The 15,326-nt window shown below is 59.5% G+C and carries 16 protein-coding genes, 2 tRNA genes and 1 pseudogene; 13 read left to right on the plus strand and 6 right to left on the minus strand.

Annotated elements, in window-relative coordinates; translation table 11 throughout:
• Positions 1–163: 163 nt before the first annotated feature.
• Positions 164–424, minus strand: a complete 261-nt coding sequence (locus AC6HU3_RS08940; protein WP_497473426.1) for a hypothetical protein — start codon at positions 422–424, stop codon at positions 164–166.
• 178 nt (positions 425–602) lie between these two features.
• On the opposite strand from AC6HU3_RS08940, the gene AC6HU3_RS08945 reads away from it, so the two are divergent.
• The 4 genes from AC6HU3_RS08945 (at position 603) to AC6HU3_RS08960 (ending at position 3,879) form a co-directional block, all read left to right on the plus strand.
• Positions 603–688: transfer RNA gene (locus AC6HU3_RS08945), tRNA-Leu, on the plus strand.
• Positions 689–704: 16 nt separating this feature from the next.
• A complete protein-coding gene (glmS, locus tag AC6HU3_RS08950) occupies positions 705–2,534 on the plus strand; it encodes a glutamine--fructose-6-phosphate transaminase (isomerizing) (protein ID WP_497473427.1) in 1,830 nt (609 codons plus the stop codon).
• A gap of 44 nt (positions 2,535–2,578) precedes the next feature.
• Positions 2,579–3,397 carry an endoribonuclease YicC domain-containing protein gene (locus AC6HU3_RS08955; RefSeq protein ID WP_497473428.1) on the plus strand — a complete coding sequence of 273 codons (819 nt, stop codon included), beginning with the start codon at positions 2,579–2,581 and terminating at the stop codon, positions 3,395–3,397.
• Between the two features lie 2 nt (positions 3,398–3,399).
• Positions 3,400–3,879: a Mut7-C RNAse domain-containing protein gene (locus AC6HU3_RS08960; protein ID WP_497473429.1), complete on the plus strand. Its 480-nt coding sequence runs from the start codon at positions 3,400–3,402 to the stop codon at positions 3,877–3,879.
• On the opposite strand, the gene queF is transcribed toward AC6HU3_RS08960, so the two are convergent.
• The 5 genes from queF to AC6HU3_RS08985 form a co-directional block, all read right to left on the minus strand.
• Entirely contained in the window at positions 3,785–4,222 is a 438-nt protein-coding gene (queF, locus tag AC6HU3_RS08965) for a preQ(1) synthase (protein ID WP_497473430.1), read from the minus strand. The two genes, AC6HU3_RS08960 and queF, sit on opposite strands and share 95 nt — an antisense overlap.
• Positions 4,219–4,362 (minus strand): hypothetical protein, encoded by a 144-nt coding sequence (locus tag AC6HU3_RS08970; protein WP_497473431.1) that lies wholly within the window; start codon positions 4,360–4,362, stop codon positions 4,219–4,221. The genes queF and AC6HU3_RS08970 overlap by 4 nt, the downstream gene beginning before the upstream one ends.
• On the minus strand, positions 4,359–4,535 hold the full coding sequence (ccoS, locus tag AC6HU3_RS08975; RefSeq protein ID WP_497473432.1) for a cbb3-type cytochrome oxidase assembly protein CcoS: 177 nt from the start codon (positions 4,533–4,535) through the stop codon (positions 4,359–4,361). The genes AC6HU3_RS08970 and ccoS overlap by 4 nt, the downstream gene beginning before the upstream one ends.
• Entirely contained in the window at positions 4,535–4,807 is a 273-nt protein-coding gene (locus tag AC6HU3_RS08980; RefSeq protein WP_497473433.1) for a cbb3-type cytochrome oxidase assembly protein, read from the minus strand. The genes ccoS and AC6HU3_RS08980 overlap by 1 nt, the downstream gene beginning before the upstream one ends.
• 19 nt (positions 4,808–4,826) lie before the next feature.
• Positions 4,827–4,900: transfer RNA gene (locus AC6HU3_RS08985), tRNA-Arg, on the minus strand.
• Positions 4,901–5,027: 127 nt separating this feature from the next.
• On the opposite strand from AC6HU3_RS08985, the gene AC6HU3_RS08990 reads away from it, so the two are divergent.
• The 9 genes and pseudogenes from AC6HU3_RS08990 to AC6HU3_RS09030 all read left to right on the plus strand — a co-directional run.
• The gene (locus AC6HU3_RS08990; protein ID WP_497473434.1) at positions 5,028–7,130 is read left to right on the plus strand and encodes a T9SS type A sorting domain-containing protein; all 2,103 of its coding nucleotides are present in this window, start codon (positions 5,028–5,030) and stop codon (positions 7,128–7,130) included.
• A gap of 61 nt (positions 7,131–7,191) precedes the next feature.
• Positions 7,192–7,638: an NfeD family protein gene (locus AC6HU3_RS08995; RefSeq protein WP_497473435.1), complete on the plus strand. Its 447-nt coding sequence runs from the start codon at positions 7,192–7,194 to the stop codon at positions 7,636–7,638.
• 11 nt (positions 7,639–7,649) lie between these two features.
• On the plus strand, positions 7,650–8,567 hold the full coding sequence (locus AC6HU3_RS09000; RefSeq protein ID WP_497536309.1) for an SPFH domain-containing protein: 918 nt from the start codon (positions 7,650–7,652) through the stop codon (positions 8,565–8,567).
• Between the two features lie 64 nt (positions 8,568–8,631).
• On the plus strand, positions 8,632–9,606 hold the full coding sequence (locus AC6HU3_RS09005) for a hypothetical protein (RefSeq protein WP_497473436.1): 975 nt from the start codon (positions 8,632–8,634) through the stop codon (positions 9,604–9,606).
• Complete coding sequence (locus tag AC6HU3_RS09010; RefSeq protein ID WP_497473437.1) at positions 9,606–10,643, plus strand: mannose-1-phosphate guanylyltransferase; 1,038 nt, start codon at positions 9,606–9,608, stop codon at positions 10,641–10,643. Before AC6HU3_RS09005 ends, AC6HU3_RS09010 begins: the two co-directional genes overlap by 1 nt.
• On the plus strand, positions 10,640–11,338 hold the full coding sequence (locus AC6HU3_RS09015) for an ABC transporter ATP-binding protein (RefSeq protein ID WP_497473438.1): 699 nt from the start codon (positions 10,640–10,642) through the stop codon (positions 11,336–11,338). The genes AC6HU3_RS09010 and AC6HU3_RS09015 overlap by 4 nt, the downstream gene beginning before the upstream one ends.
• Positions 11,339–11,372: 34 nt before the next feature.
• On the plus strand, positions 11,373–13,106 hold the full coding sequence (locus AC6HU3_RS09020) for a bifunctional sulfate adenylyltransferase/adenylylsulfate kinase (RefSeq protein WP_497473439.1): 1,734 nt from the start codon (positions 11,373–11,375) through the stop codon (positions 13,104–13,106).
• A gap of 10 nt (positions 13,107–13,116) precedes the next feature.
• Complete coding sequence (locus AC6HU3_RS09025) at positions 13,117–14,622, plus strand: DUF262 domain-containing protein (protein ID WP_497473440.1); 1,506 nt, start codon at positions 13,117–13,119, stop codon at positions 14,620–14,622.
• Positions 14,612–15,226 (plus strand): annotated as a pseudogene (locus tag AC6HU3_RS09030) (DUF262 domain-containing protein); the annotation flags it as partial. The gene AC6HU3_RS09025 and the pseudogene AC6HU3_RS09030, both read left to right, overlap by 11 nt.
• Between the last annotated feature and the right edge of the window lie 100 nt (positions 15,227–15,326).

Here is a 15,326-nt window from a genome sequence, read left to right on the forward strand (position 1 = left end):
AAACGCCATGGGGTGAGAGATGGCGCAGGAGAGTCGTATAGCTGAATTCCCGGTCCATCACAAGGGGACGATTTCCAGAGAACCTTCCAGGAAAGAAGCGTCTGGATGTGGACGGCATTTCGTGAGTTTCCCGTATCTTTGAGGGTTCTTGAAGAGAAGGTGGTCATGGCAAAGGGGATGGCGCGTCCTCGCAGGAGAGCGCAACGAGGAGCCAGAAGCCGCGGGTTTTGCCATCTTTCAGGGTTCCGACGTATTCTGTCTTGCGGGCCTGGGGTCTTTCGATTTCGGTGACGTCGGCGATCACGAAAGGAGCGGTTTCAGGGAAAAGCCTCCAGAGGGTTTCATGGGGATCAAAATGTTCGAGGAAGCGCTGGATACGCTTATACGCGGCACCTTCAGAAACGCCTTTCATCTTGCGAGCCATGGAAGAGATCCGCAGTGATCGGGCTTCCAGGAAAGCGTATCCGAGGGGAAAGTATACAGCTTTCCCCCGGAGGATCCCCACCTCCCTTTCACCCCTGTCCGAACTCTTGTCCGGAGGTCAGATCCCCACAGTTGAACCTTGACCGCTCTATCCTGTACAATTTACGATGTCCGGGTGTGCCGGAGTGGCGGAACTGGCAGACGCGGCGGATTCAAAATCCGCTGGGGTTTCCCCGTGTGGGTTCGAGTCCCACCTCCGGCACCAGACAGGAGATGCGGCCATGTGCGGGATTGTTGGATACGTTGGGAAAAAAGATGTGACTTCCGTGATCCTGGTGGGGCTTGAGAAGCTTGAATACCGGGGCTATGATTCCGCCGGGGTGGCCACCCTGGAGCAGGAGGGTCTCCGGATTGCCAAACGAAGCGGACGGCTCAAACACCTGTATACCCTGGTGAACGGCCGGCCCTCCACCGCCCGGGTGGGCCTGGGGCACACCCGGTGGGCCACCCACGGAGCCCCCACCGACATCAACGCCCATCCTCACACAGACTGCGAGGGCAAGATCGCCGTGGCCCACAACGGCATCATCGAAAACTTCCAGGAACTCCGGGAAGAACTCCTGGCCCGAGGGCACACGTTCCGTTCCGAAACGGATTCCGAAGTGATCCCCCATCTGATCGAGGATTACCTACGGGAGGGAAAAACCCTCTTTGAAGCCGTGCTGGCCACGGTGCAGCGTCTCAAGGGATCGTTTGCGCTGGTGATCCTTGCCGAGCAGGAACCGGACAAACTCATCGGCGTCCGGAAAGACAGCCCCCTGGTTGTGGGCGTGGGGGACAGGGAGATGTTTCTGGCTTCGGATATCCCGGCCATTCTCTCCCACACCCGCCGGGTGATCATCCTGGGAGATGAGGAAATCGCGGTCATCACCCGGGACGACTACCAGATCTTCAACTTCGACGGGATCCCCATCGAAAAAGAAGTCCGGGAGATTCCCTGGAATATGGAGGATGCTGAGAAGGGGCCCTATCCCCATTTTATGCTCAAGGAGATCCACGAACAGCCCCGGGTGGTGGAGCGCATTCTTTCCCAGTATATCCGCCACGGAGAGGTTCAGCTCCTCAAAGACAACAACCTCCGGAGACTTCTCCTCTCCAAACGTCGGGTGGTGATCCAGGCTGCGGGGACGTCCCTCCATGCTGGCATGGTGGGGCAATATCTCCTGGAACGCCTTGCCCGTATCCAGACCTCCGTGGAGTTTTCCTCCGAATTCCGCTACAGAGAACCCGTGCTGGATCCGGACACCCTGGTGGTGGCCATCAGCCAGTCCGGGGAAACCGCGGACACCCTTGCCGGTGTGCGGATGGCCCGGGAAAAGGGGCTGGAAGTTCTTTCCCTGGTCAATGTAGTGGACAGCTCCATTGCCCGGGAGTCCGACTACGTGATTTATCTCCACGCCGGACCCGAAATCGGTGTGGCATCCACCAAGGCCTACACCGCGCAGATCCTCACCCTCACCCTCCTTTCCCTGGAGCTCGGCCGCCTCAAGGGTTTCCTGGAAGAAGACGTGTATGCACGGTATGTTGAGGCCCTTTTCAACCTCCCGGATCAGATCCGGGAGATCCTGGCTCAGGAACCCTTCATCCGGGCGGTGGCGGAGAAATACGCATCGGCCAACAACTTCATGTTCCTCGGACGGGACCTCCACTATCCCACCGCCCTGGAAGGCGCCCTGAAGCTCAAAGAGATCTCCTATATCCACGCCGCCGGATATGCGGCAGGGGAGATGAAGCACGGTCCCCTGGCGCTCATTGACGACACCTGGCCGGTGGTGGTGGTGAACCCCCGCACCGCCGTCTGGGAAAAAACCCTGTCCAACACCATGGAGATCCGGGCACGGGGTGGGAAAGTTCTCTCCGTCCTCACCCAGGGTGACCAGCGGGGGAAAGAGGTCTCCGACGAGGTGTTCTGGATCCCGCCCACAGAAGATTATCTCACGCCCATCCTGGCCATTGTCCCCCTCCAGCTTCTCGCCTATCACGTGGCCGTCCTCCGGGGCTGCGATGTGGACAAGCCCCGGAACCTTGCCAAAAGCGTGACGGTGGAGTGAGCCGAAAACGACGAAAACGCCGCTCCCCTATCCGTGTCACCAGCATGACGGGGTTTGGACAGGCGGAGGGTCGGGTGGGGGATCTGTGGGTCCGGGTGGAAGCCAAATCCCTCAACCACCGCTCGGTGGATTTCGGGTTTTCCCTTCCTCCGGGCTGGGATCTCCTGGAAATTCCCATCCGGGAGCGGGTGAACCAGCACCTCCACCGGGGGAAGGTCTGGATCCGGATCTACGCCACCCCCCTCACCCTACCCCGGGAAGCCTTCCCCTGGGACCAGATCTCCAGCCTGGTGGAGGAGCTCCAGCGTCGGGGGGTTCAGCCTGTGGCCGATATCCCGCATCTCCTTCAGCTGGTTCAGCAGAGCCGGATGCGGGAAGCACCCCCTCAAAAACCGGTGTTGAAACTGGTGGACACCGCCCTGAAAGAACTCGTCCAGAGTCGGAAGGCGGAAGGGGAACGCCTGCGGCGTTTCTTCATCGAGGCCCTGGAGCAACTCAAACGGGGCCTGCGAAAAGCCCGGACCCTCAAAGAGCGGGAAATCCGACGGCTGAAGGAAAAGCTCCCGGAACTCCAGAAAGAGGACGAAACGCCTCCCGAGGTGGCGGACCTCTATTTACGGATCCGGAAGGAAATCGAAGGGGAGGAAGAGCTCACCCGTCTGGAATCCCACATCCAGGCACTGGACCAGGCCCTTCGGGAACCGGGTCCGAAAGGCCGGAAAGTGGAGTTTCTTCTTCAGGAGCTTCACCGGGAGTGGACCACCCTGGCCCACAAATCCAGCCTGCCCGAACTTGTCCACCTCACCATTGAGATGCGGGAGATCGTGGACCAGCTCAAGGAGCAGTCCCGCAACGTGGAATAACCATGACCCCGAGGTTTCGTTTTGTGGCGGATGGAACCGTGGTGCGTCTGGCCCGGATGCTTCGCTTCGCCGGCTATGATGTTCAGGTGCTCCCGGATTCCCTGCAAGCCTATCGCACGGCCCTCCGGGAGAACCGCCTCCTTCTCACCCGAAACCGGCGCCGCTTCGGACACCGCTCCGATGTGGTGGTTCTGGAATCCGAAAACCTGGAGGATCAGCTTGTTCAGGTTTTGCGTGCCTTCCCGCAGGAGGTCCGCCCGGGGCTGCGGTGCATGGAATGCAACGCCCTCCTTGAGCGCATCTCACCCTCTGAGGCGCGGGGCCAGGTCCCGCTCTATGTTTATCTCACCCAGAGGGTTTTCCACCGGTGTCCCCGGTGTGGCCGGATCACCTGGCCGGGGACCCATGTGACCCGGATGACGGCCCTGCTTCACCGGGCCCTTCATATCGCCCGTCGGAGCGAATCCGGATCACCGTCTTGACGTTCCCCCGGGGATTCCAGTCCCCCACCACTTCAAGGAAACGGGGTTTCAGGAGATCGTGCAGGGCCCCATAGATTTCGTTGGTGGCCGCTTCGTGGGAAATATATCGATTCCGAAACTTGTTCAGCCAGAGTTTGAGGGACCGAAGTTCCACGATGTGTTCGTCGGGAACATAGCGGATGTGGATGGTGGCGAAGTCCGGATAGCCCGACCGGGGGCACAGGCAGGTGAACTCCGGAAAGGTGATTTCGATCAGATAATCCCGCTCGGGATTGGGGTTGGGCCAGGCCTCCAGCCGGGCCTCCCGAATGGCCTTTTCGCCGTACCGCTCTTCAGGCGTCATCCCGCCGGGGTGGCCGGTGTCCAGGGACTGGGGCCCAGAAGGTTGATCACGATATAGCCCACGATCCACACCAGGAACCCGACCCACAGGAGAATCAGCCAGGCAGGCATGCCACCGTCTTTTCTGGCCTTTTCGGTCATGGTTTCACCCCCGTTTCGTCTTCCAGATCCAGCATCCGCCGGGATGGCTCCTCCACGTCCTCAAACTGCCCGGAGAAAAAGGCCCAGAGGAAGAGACCGCCCACGCCACCCAGCGCGGCAACACCGAAGAGAAAGGCAACCCAGTACTGGGCGAGATCGCCCGCAATGTCCATCACCCATCTCCCTGTGTCAGGGTGTCCGACCGCACACCGGTTTCTTCATCCAGCACAAGCATCCGGAATTTAGGATCTTCCGTGTCTTCGTAATGGCCGGCCGAAACCGACCAGAAGAGCATCATCACCGCCCCGAGGAGATAGGGTCCCACCACAAACACCACGAACCAGCGAATCACCGGCCCGTCCACGTTGCAAAAGGGACAGGCGGAGGCAACCCCCGGAAGCAACATCACCGAAGCACCCACCACACCCTGGACCAGCCAGCGCATCCTGCACTCCTTGTTCAGGCGCCCCCGGAGGGACTCGAACCCCCAACCTGCGGATTAGAAATCCGCTGCTCTATCCCGTTGAGCTACGGGGGCACAGGGATATGTGAAGTGTAGGGGCGAACGGGCGAAACATCAAGGTCCCGGGGGGGACTCCGATTTGACCCTTCACCGGGAGGGGTGTATGGTTGGATATCGGTTCAACTGAACAGGAGGGGGTAGGATGATCCATGCATGGGTATTGCTTCTGGCGGGGGTTGTTCCCGGTGCGAATTCCCTGAGCGGATTTGACTCCCTGAATGTGAGTTTCGTGGGAAACTGGCCCTTTGGCCCTTCCAGGGCGGTCGCTGTGGATTCAGCACGCTCCCTCGCGTTCCTGAGCTCGGGAGGAGGTGTCGTGCTGCTGGATCTGCAGAATCTTGCCAGCCCGGTGAAACTCTCCGAGATCCGAACCCGTGGAAGCGTGGTGAACTTCTCCTACAACCCGGGAACGGGGCGGTTGCTGATCGCATCCGCGGACGGAGGACTGGAAACCTGGGATGTGGTCAATCCGACCAGCCCCATCAGGATTTCCCGGTTCTGTCCACCCGGGAAAGTTTTTGATGTTGCTGTGGCGGGTTCATACGCGTATCTGGCAAGCTGGGATCAGGGCCTGCGGGTGGTGGATATCTCTGATCCAGCCCATCCCGTGGAGGTGGGTTCGTTCGTCACACCGGACCTTGCTCTTGCTGTCTCCGTTTGGGGAAACTATGCACTGCTCCTGGATGGAAGCGGGCTGCGAATTCTGGACACCTCCGACCCCACCAGCCCCGTGCAAGCAGGCTCTCTGGCCACAGGACCGGCTTACGATGTTCAGGTGGTGGGAACGCTGGCGTTTGTCGCAGCGGGATACGCCGGACTCCGGGTGGTGGATCTGTCCGACCCCACAAACCCGGTGGAGATTGGATTTCTGGACACGCCTGGATCCGCATCGGGAGTGTTTGTATCCGGCAACCGCGCCTATGTGGCCGACCTTTATATGGGTCTTCGAATCCTTGATGTCTCGGATCCCACCAGCCCGGCGGAAACCGGCTTTTATCTCCCGGGAAGCACCGTGTGGAACGTGGACGGTTTTGGGAACTATGTCATGGCCGCGAGTTTTGCCCGGGGGCTTCGGATTCTGGATGTCTCGGACTCCACCAGTCCGGTGGAAGTGGGTCGGTTTGATGTGCCTGCCTATGTTCATGACCTTTCCCTTTTCGGGAATCACGTGATCCTTGCGGATGGCTCCGGCCTGCGCATCCTGGACCTCGCGGACACCACAAATCCCGTGGAAACCGGTTTTCTGAGCACGCCGGGGAGCGCAGAAGGGCTGGATCTTGTGGACACCCTTGCCTATGTGGCGGATGGGTTCTGGGGACTGCGGGTGATCCAGATCTCGGACCCCACCAGCCCGATGGAAATCGGCGCCACCACAACCCCCATGTATGCCAGCGATGTGGTGGTCACCGGTTCATACGCTTATGTGGCGGACTACCAGTTTGGACTGCGGGTGATGAACATCACCGATCCTCAGAACCCTGTGGAATCCGGATCTTTCGCCACACCGGGCAATGCCTATGGCGTCACCGTTGGGGGCAACCATGCCTATGTGGCCGCTTATGACTCAGGTGTGCGGGTGATCGACATCTCCGACCCCTCCAATCCGGTGGAAGCGGGGGCTTATGACACCCCCGGAACCTCGCGATCCGTGAGAATTGCCGGAACCCTCGCCTTTGTGGCAGACGGCAGCGCCGGCATCCAGATCCTCGATATCTCTGACCCCTCCAATCCCGTGGCGGTGGGGACGTTTGACACACCGGGCACCGTATACGATCTCTGGATTTCGGGATCCCTTGCCCTGGTGGCGGACGGAGTGGGAGGCCTCCGGGTTCTGGATGTCTCGGACTCCACCAGTCCGGTGGAGATCGGTTTCTACGACACCCCGGGGATCGCTGTGGGCGTTTTCGTCGCGGAACCCTTTGTGTTTGTTGCCGACGGAACGATGGGCGTGCAGATTTATCGCCTGCTTCTTACCGATATTGCGGAGGGAGCACGGGACTTCCCCGGGGTCACCGTCTCGCCAATGGTCAGGGATCGAATCGTGGTGACCTTTCAAAAGACACCCCCCACGCCTGTGCGTTTTGCCCTGTACGATCTTCAGGGACGGCAAGTGTTTCAAACCCGTGTTCCCCCTGCCGACCGGGTGGTGCTGACCTCACCAGAAATCCGGCATCTCCCTTCCGGGATGTATATCCTTCGGATGGAAGGGGGGAACCTTCGGTCTTTTCGTCTTGTGAAACCCTGAACACCCCGTCTGGACCCCTGAAACCCTTGCAGGGTTCCAGGAGAGGCTGTATCTTTTGAGCATGCAGGAACGGGTGCTTGCCTACGTTTTCCTGGGCCTGGGTACCCTTTTGATGCTCCTGGAGTTCGGGGTTCCCACCCAGTTTGATCTTTTTGCCCTCGGGGCTGGAACCTTCGCCGCGGGATTTCTGCTTCTCCTCGGCGCACCTTTTCCCGTGAGCGTGGGGACGGGCCTCCTCCTGGCTTTTGCCATCGTGCTGGCCTCCCGCCGTCTCCTTCGCCGGCTTCCCACTGAACGGGCCTTCACGCCAGAAAGCGTGGTGGGCCAGGAGGGGAAGGTCCTTCTCTCGGAAGGTGACCGGATGGTGGTCCGGGTGGCGGGGGAAGACTGGCTTGCCGAAAGCAACGCGCCCCTCCAGCCCGGCGACAGGATCCGGGTGGTGAGACAGGAAGGAAACAGGCTGTTCGTCGTACCCCTTGAAGAACAGAATCCAGGAGGTGGGGCATGAATTCGGTTGCCATGCTCGTGGTTCTGGTGTTTCTGGTGATGGTGATCATCGCCTTTCTCCTCAACGCGGTGGTGATCCTCCGGCCCTACGAGGCAGGGGTGGTGGAGTTTCTGGGGAAATACCGCCGGACCCTCCCCGCCGGCCTTCACCTTGTGATCCCCATGATGGAGCGGGTGATCCGGGTGGATCTTCGGGAGAGCGTGGTGGATGTGCCGCCCCAGGAGGTGATCACCAAGGACAACGTGGTGGTCACGGTGGACGGGATCATCTATTACCGGGTGATCAAACCGGAAGACGTGGTTTACAAGGTGCAGGATTTTGCAATCGCCGCCGTGGCCCTCGCCCAGACCAACCTGCGAAACATCATCGGCGAACTCACCCTGGACGAGACCCTCACCAGCCGGGAAATCATCAACACCCGTCTCCGCACGGTGCTGGATGAAGTGACGGATGCCTGGGGCGTCAAAATCACCCGGGTGGAGCTCAAACGCATCGATCCGCCCCGGGACGTGATGGACGCCATGCACAAGCAGATGAAGGCGGAGCGCGAAAAGCGGGCCATGATCCTGGAAGCCGAGGGATACCGGGAGTCCCAGATCAAACGGGCGGAAGGGGAAAAGCAGGCCAAAATCCTGGAGGCGGAAGGGCAGGCCCGGTCCATCCAGCTGGTGGCGGACGCCGAAAAATACCGCAAAATCGCCGAAGCCGAAGGGCAACGTGAGGCCCTCAAACTCGTTCTGGAGATTATCAAAGAGGTCCAGCCCACGCCGGAAGTCCTGGCCCTGCAATATTACGAAGCCCTGAAAGCCATCGCCCAGGGTGAGGCGAACAAGGTTTTCATCCCGGTGGAACTGTCCGCGCTGGCCACCGCCCTGGGGGTGGGGACAGACCTCCTGGCCCAGAAGAAATCCGACGGCGAAGCCTCCTGACCCGCCCGGCTGACGTTCCGTGTGGTGTGCTGTATATTCCCCTCATCAGCAAGGAGGAACGGGAATGTTTGGATTCGTTCTTGCTCTTTTGCCGGTGAGTTCTGCGTTTGGTGTGGATTACGCCGCGGGATTCGTGAATCCTGCAGACCTCGGACAGCGTCCGGGCACCCGGATCGTGGTCGGCGGGTTCTCCGGTGTGTATGAACAGACCCGGGAAGCCGTTCTCTATGACAACTTCGGCAACTTCACCGGATGGATTCCGGTCTCCCGCATCCGCTTGTGGGAAGGCCCCCAGCCCTGGATTGGCGTGGCCTATGAATCCGAAGGCCGGGGCATCGCCGTCCAGGTTCAGCCTGAAGTTTTCTCCTTCTCCGGCGATCGGGAGAAGGTCTATGCTCCGGACTACACCCTCATCCAGGACCTGGAACAGCGCACCCGGACCCTGATCCACCGGTATGTCCTCTCCGGAGGGGGCACGTGGGGGGCGTTCCGGGCAGGGCTGGAAATGGCCGTCCGGGAAGGCGTGACCGTGACCGAAAGGGTGGACCACCTTTCTTCCACCCGCGCTGAAACCCGTTCGGGCTACCGGGGCTATGACCTGGCGGTGGGCGCGGCCTATCTCCGGCACCCCGTGCGGGTGGACGGGTATCTCATGGCCCCCCTCTCCGAAGAAGGGGGAGAACTTCCCCTGGTGATGGAAGCAGGGATGGAGGCGCTGGGTGCCCAGGCTTTTCCCACCCATCTCCGGATCTCCTATCGTCAGGAACGGGTTGCCGGGTCCCGCACGGAAGCAATCCGTCTGGCCACCCGCCAGGCCATCCTGGACCGGTATCTCCTGGGTCTTGCCGCTTCCGGTGTTCACGACAACACCTGGACGCCGGTGCTCTCCGTCATCACCGGATATCAGCAATCCTTCTACGGTGACCTTTCGGTGGTGGTGGGTGCGGACGCCCGCATCTTCCCCCGACGGGAGGCGGGCACCGAACGGATCGCAAGCAGCCTCACCCGGATCTACGCCTATCTCGTGTTCCGCCTGTGATGGACACCCTTCACGTCGTTCTGCTTGCAGGGGGCAAAGGCGAACGCCTGTGGCCCCTCTCCCGAGCCGGCAGGCCCAAACAGTTTCTCCCCCTTCTGGAAGGCAAACCCCTCATCCAGACCACCCGGGAGCGCTTCGCCTTCGTGCCGGATGAGCGGGTGTTCGTGGTGGCTCCCCGGGAACAACGCCCCCTGTTTGAACGCTATACCCCTGAGCTTTCGGTGCTTGCCGAACCTGAAGGAAAAAACACCTTCCCTGCCCTGGTCTTTGCTGCCCTCGCTGTGGAACGCCGGTCTCCCGGTTCCCCTCTCTTCGTCGCCCCGGCGGATCACGTGGTCCGGGAACTGGATGTCTTCCGCCAGACGCTGGAAGCCCTGTTTCCCTTTGTCATGGACGGATATATCGGAACGATCGGGATTCTCCCCGATCGTCCGGAAACGGGTTATGGATACATCCAGCCCGGGGAGGTGCTGCGACAGGATACACCCCGGGTGTTCCGGCTTGCACGGTTTCACGAAAAACCCGACCGGGATACGGCTGAACGGTATGTTCGGGAGGGGTTTCTCTGGAATTCGGGCATGTTTTTCTTCCGGAGTGATGCGTTTCTTCAGGAAGTGATCCGCCTCTTCCCGGATCTCCGGGAGCGGCTCACAGGCTTTTCGGAAGAGGAGGTGGATGCCCTGTATGAGGCGCTTCCGGCCACCTCGGTGGACTATGCGGTGATGGAGAAAACGGATCGGGGGGTGGTGGCGGAAGGGCGGTTTGCCTGGGAAGATGTGGGATCCTTCCTTTCCCTCTGGCGGATCCTTCCGAAGGACGAACACGGCAACGCGGTGGTGGGACAGGCAGTGCTTCAGGATTGTCACCGTTCCCTGGTCTGGGTGGAAGACGGTGTGGTGGCTGCACGGGGGTTGAGGGATCAGGCGCTCATTCAGAGCGGCGGGGTTGCGGTGACGGTCCCCCTTCAGGAAGCCCAGGAAGTGAAGGCCCTTCGACGGCTCAGCCTCGCGCGCTTTCCCGATCTTGCGTCCGGATGAACTGGATCCTTGAACTCGACGCTGTCTGGAAATCCTATCCCTCAGGAGAAGGGCGTCTCACCGTCCTGCAGGACGTGCATCTCCAGGTGAAGGAAGGGGAGTGGGTGGGGATTCTGGGCCCTTCCGGATCGGGCAAGAGCACCCTCCTTCACCTTGCCGCTGGGCTGGATCAGCCGGACCGGGGAGATGTTCGGATCGCCGGCCGCTCGCTGGTTTCCATGAGCCGCACAGATCGGGCGCGTCTGCGGCGAAAAATGCTGGGGTTTGTGTTCCAGTTTCACCACCTGATGCCGGACCTTTCGGCCCTGGACAACGTGGTGCTTCCCCTTCTCCTTCAGGGGATGGCCCTGGATCGGGCCCGGGAGGAAGCGAAGAAGATCCTTCATCGTCTGGGGCTCGGGGATCGTCTTGTCCATCTTCCGGAGCGTTTGTCGGGAGGTGAACAGCAGCGCGTGGCCCTGGCCCGTGCGGTGGTCCACCGCCCACCCCTGCTCCTTGCCGATGAGCCCACGGGCAACCTGGATGCGGAGAACGCCCGGCAGTTCCTGGAACTCCTCCGGGAGTTCCGGAATGAGACGTCCCTCACCGTGGTGATGGTGACCCACAACCTGGAACACCAGAAGTATTTTGACCGGGCCCTCTTTCTCCGGGAGGGTCGGCTGGTGGGGCTTGAAGGTGCCCCTTCAACCCCGTAATCTGTGGCAAAAACCTTGAGGAGGAGAGAGGAGCATGGAAGAGAAAACGCGGTCTCTGATTCCCCCCTACGGGGGTGAACTGGTGGATCTCCTGGTGGGTGAAGACGAACGGGAAGAACTCCTGGCCCGCACGAGTTTCATGAAGTCTGTCCAGCTCTCCCTTCGTTCCCTGTGTGATCTGGAGATGCTTGCAACCGGCGGCTTCTCCCCTCTCCGGTCCTTCATGGGAAAACGGGACTACGAACGCGTGCTGGAGGAAATGCGCCTGAGCGACGGGACCCTTTTCCCCATTCCCATCACCCTTCCCGTGGAGAAAGAGTTTGCCGAGTCGCTGGAGGAAGGCGAAGAGATCGTCCTGCGGGACCCCCGCAACGTTCCCCTGGCCGTGATGCGGGTGGAGGAAGTGTTCGCCTGGGATCTGGAAGAAGAAGCAAAAAAGGTGCTGGGCACCACCGATCCCCGGCATCCCCTGGTGGCCGAAATGCACACGTGGGGACCGTATTACATTGCGGGTGAACTCCGGGTGATCCAGCTTCCCCGGCATTACGATTTCCCGCAATACCGCAAAACGCCGGCTCAGGTCCGGGAAGAACTCGCCCGTCTGGGCTTTGATCGGGTGGTGGCCTTTCAGACCCGCAACCCCATGCACCGGGTGCATGAGGAGATCACCAAGCGCGCCCAGGAAAAGGTGGGAGGAGCCCTTCTTCTTCAGCCCGTGGTGGGGGTGACCCGTCCGGGTGATGTGGATCACTTTGTCCGGATGCGGATCTATCACGTGCTGTATGAGAACTATTACGACCACACCTCCACCGTGCTCTCCTTCCTTCCTCTCGCCATGCGGATGGCGGGACCCCGGGAAGCCCTCTGGCACGGAATCATCCGGAGAAACTACGGCGCCACCCACTTCATCGTGGGGCGGGACCACGCAGGTCCCGGAAAAGACAGTCAGGGTCGCCCCTTCTATGGCCCCTATGAGGCTCAGGAACTCTTCCAGAAGCATTCCGACGAAATCGGCGTGGAGATGGTTTCCTTTGAGGAGATGGTGTATCTTCCGGATGAGGACCGGTATGAGGAAAAGTCCGTGGCGGAGGCCTCCGGCAAGACTTTTGTCCAGATTTCCGGAACCCAGGTGCGTGAGAGTCTCCGCAAAGGGGAAAGGCTTCCCGCCTGGTTCACCCGTCCGGAAGTGGCGGAAATCCTCTTTGAGGCCCATCCTCCCAAAACCCGTCAGGGCTTCTGCCTGTGGTTTACCGGCTTACCCAGCGCCGGGAAGTCCACCATCGCCGAGATCGTGGCCACGATGCTTCAGGCCCGGGGCAAAACCGTGACCGTGCTGGACGGGGATGTGGTCCGCACCCACCTGTCCAAGGGGCTGGGATTTTCCAAAGAAGACCGGATCACGAACGTGCTCCGGGTGGGATTTGTGGCCTCCGAAATCGTGCGGCACAACGGTGTGGCCATCTGCGCCCTGGTGAGTCCCTATGAAAGCGCCCGGAACCAGGTGCGGAACATGATGCCGGAAGGGCGGTTCATTGAGATTTTCGTGGACACGCCGGTGGAGGAATGCGCCCGCCGGGATGTGAAGGGGCTCTATCAGAAAGCCCGCATGGGGCTCATCCAGAACTTCACGGGCGTGGACGACCCCTACGAACCTCCGAAAAATCCCGAAATTCGTATTCCGACGATGGAGATGTCTCCGGAGGAAAGCGCCCGGAAAATCCTGGAATACCTGGTGAAGGAGGGCTTCCTCCCGGAAAGCTTCAGGTGACCCGGTTTTCATGGTCTCTCTGAAGGAGGCGAAACGCTATCGGCTTCGGGAGATCCTTGAGGCGTTTCGCCTCCGTCTTCCCGAATTCCAGCGCCCATATGAGTGGGAAACTGAGCACGTGGAGCGCCTGCTCGAAGACCTTCAGGGGGCGTATGAGGCTTTTCAGCGCTTCAAAGGAGAAAACGAAGGCCATGAGTATCTCCTGGGGAATGTGATCTTCTATGAACCCGACAACAAGGATCACCCGCGCGATGTAGAAATCATCGACGGCCAGCAGCGTTTGATCACCATCGGGATGCTTCTTTCCCGGCTGGGCGAAAACGGGATGGAGCTCGAGGTGCGCGACCACCCGGTGAGCCGGCGTCATGTCCGTGAGAACCTGCGCCTCATTGATAACTTCCTCGAGAGATTCCGATCTGCGGAGGAAAAAGAAGATTTTCTCACCTTCCTCAAAAATCATCTTTCGATGACGGTGCTGATCACAGACGATCTGGAGTTTGCTTTCTTTCTCTTCGATTCCCATAACACCCGGGGCAAACCCCTTGAACCCACCGATCTTCTCAAGGTTCACCACCTCCGAAGGGTGATGCAGGAGACGGAGGAGAAAAAAGCAGAATTTATGGCACGTGCATGGGAGGGATGGGAGCGCCCGGATCCTGAGAGAGGCTCCGTTCTTCGAAGCGTTCTGGATGCGCTCTATATCATCCGGAGGAGTATCCGGGGCGAGATCGCGGGAAAAGACCTGATTGACCCGGATCTTTTCCAGGAATTTCAGGCGGAAGCCGGGCCACAGAAACTCTACACCTACAACCAGCCCCCTTTCTTTTCCCACTACACCTACGATATGGAGAAAGACGAGATTGCCTTCCAGACGGTCCCGCTGGTCTATCAATTTCCCGCCTTCACCCTTCCCGAAGGGTGGAGGTTTCTTCCCTTTGAAATCCCCAAATCGGTGGAAGGCGGAGAGCGGTTTTTTTATTTTCTTCACAAGTACATTCGCCTTTTGGAGGAGCTGAAAGCGCTCGAAATCCAGACAGAGGAAGGATCCATCAGGTTTTTTGAACTGTTCGAGGGCACATGGAGATCGAAAGGGAATTTTTATCTGGATTTGCTTTATCGCTCCGCCCTTCTTCTCTATTACGATATGTTCGGCAAAGAAGGAATCCAGACCTTTGTGGTTGATCTGATCATCCTCCTCACCCATCTCAGGCTTTCAAAGAAGAGCCTTCGTCGTGAAACCGTTGTGCGTGCCCTTGCAAATGACCAGCATGACTGCAAAAACCTGGACTGGTGTCTGAACCTCTTTAAACTGCTTTTCCTTTCCTATGCACCGGAGGTGGTTTCACGAAAACTCGGGAGATTCATTCATTATCACGTTCCGGTTTCTCAAGTACAATCACAGCCCGACTCGCCCACGGTTAGGGCCTGGGTGGACGCGTGGTCAGCCCTGAGAGATCGGGTGGCGCAACGCCTTAAGGAGCTCGGAAAATCCTGGGAGTTTCCTCATGGAACCTGATCGTCAGCGTCCTTCACCTGTGAAACCGGTGCATCTGGGGGAATTGAGCCGCACGTATGCCTTTTTGATTCCTCTGTATCAGCGCCCCTTTTCATGGGGGTATGAAGAAATCGCAACCCTCCTGAACGATCTTGATCGGGCACAGCGTAAAGAAGAAACGGAATATTTCCTTGGCACACTGGTGGTCGCCCCAGCGGGAAAGAAAAAAGATGGAAAAGACGTTCTTGAAGTGATTGATGGACAGCAGCGTCTCTCCACCCTTTTTCTGATCCAGCACGTCCTTTCCAGGCGCTGTCCTTCCTGTGAAATCCAGACGATGAAAGATCTCGTCCTCGAATATCGAATCCGGGAAAAGGCAAAAGAATTTCTTGAAGAGCTGAAGGAAAAAGACCGCAATGAGTTTTTGTCGTGGATCGCTGAGCTTTCGGAAAGGAAAGAGGCAGAGGAGGCCTCCGCGCTGGTCCAGGCCGTCCTGGCCATCCACCGATGGGCATCGGAGCATCCCGATGCATGTGAGAAGGTTTGCCGCTTTCTGAATTCAGACAGGGGCATCGTGTTTGTGCTGTCGTTTGTTCCGAAATCCATTGACGTCGCCCGGTTTTTTGAGGTGATGAACAGCCGGGGGAAACAGCTTGAACCCCCCAGCGTCCTGAAAGCGCGTTTTCTGAACCTTCTTCCGGAGCAGGACAGGGGGGTTTATGCCG

The sequence above is a fragment of the Caldifarcimen microaerophilum genome (assembly GCF_055387105.1).

Coding starts and splice junctions, on each gene's coding strand:
- AC6HU3_RS09005 (WP_497473436.1), top strand. CDS start 8,632: ATGTTTGGATTCGTTCTTGCTCTTTTGCCGGTGAGTTCTGCGTTTGGT.
- AC6HU3_RS08980 (WP_497473433.1), bottom strand. CDS start 4,807: ATGCGCTGGCTGGTCCAGGGTGTGGTGGGTGCTTCGGTGATGTTGCTT.
- AC6HU3_RS08960 (WP_497473429.1), top strand. CDS start 3,400: ATGACCCCGAGGTTTCGTTTTGTGGCGGATGGAACCGTGGTGCGTCTG.
- AC6HU3_RS08940 (WP_497473426.1), bottom strand. CDS start 424: ATGGCTCGCAAGATGAAAGGCGTTTCTGAAGGTGCCGCGTATAAGCGT.
- ccoS (WP_497473432.1), bottom strand. CDS start 4,535: ATGGACATTGCGGGCGATCTCGCCCAGTACTGGGTTGCCTTTCTCTTC.
- AC6HU3_RS08970 (WP_497473431.1), bottom strand. CDS start 4,362: ATGACCGAAAAGGCCAGAAAAGACGGTGGCATGCCTGCCTGGCTGATT.
- AC6HU3_RS08995 (WP_497473435.1), top strand. CDS start 7,192: ATGCAGGAACGGGTGCTTGCCTACGTTTTCCTGGGCCTGGGTACCCTT.
- AC6HU3_RS08990 (WP_497473434.1), top strand. CDS start 5,028: ATGATCCATGCATGGGTATTGCTTCTGGCGGGGGTTGTTCCCGGTGCG.
- queF (WP_497473430.1), bottom strand. CDS start 4,222: ATGACGCCTGAAGAGCGGTACGGCGAAAAGGCCATTCGGGAGGCCCGG.
- AC6HU3_RS09020 (WP_497473439.1), top strand. CDS start 11,373: ATGGAAGAGAAAACGCGGTCTCTGATTCCCCCCTACGGGGGTGAACTG.
- AC6HU3_RS09000 (WP_497536309.1), top strand. CDS start 7,650: ATGCTCGTGGTTCTGGTGTTTCTGGTGATGGTGATCATCGCCTTTCTC.
- glmS (WP_497473427.1), top strand. CDS start 705: ATGTGCGGGATTGTTGGATACGTTGGGAAAAAAGATGTGACTTCCGTG.
- AC6HU3_RS09025 (WP_497473440.1), top strand. CDS start 13,117: ATGGTCTCTCTGAAGGAGGCGAAACGCTATCGGCTTCGGGAGATCCTT.
- AC6HU3_RS08955 (WP_497473428.1), top strand. CDS start 2,579: ATGACGGGGTTTGGACAGGCGGAGGGTCGGGTGGGGGATCTGTGGGTC.
- AC6HU3_RS09010 (WP_497473437.1), top strand. CDS start 9,606: ATGGACACCCTTCACGTCGTTCTGCTTGCAGGGGGCAAAGGCGAACGC.
- AC6HU3_RS09015 (WP_497473438.1), top strand. CDS start 10,640: ATGAACTGGATCCTTGAACTCGACGCTGTCTGGAAATCCTATCCCTCA.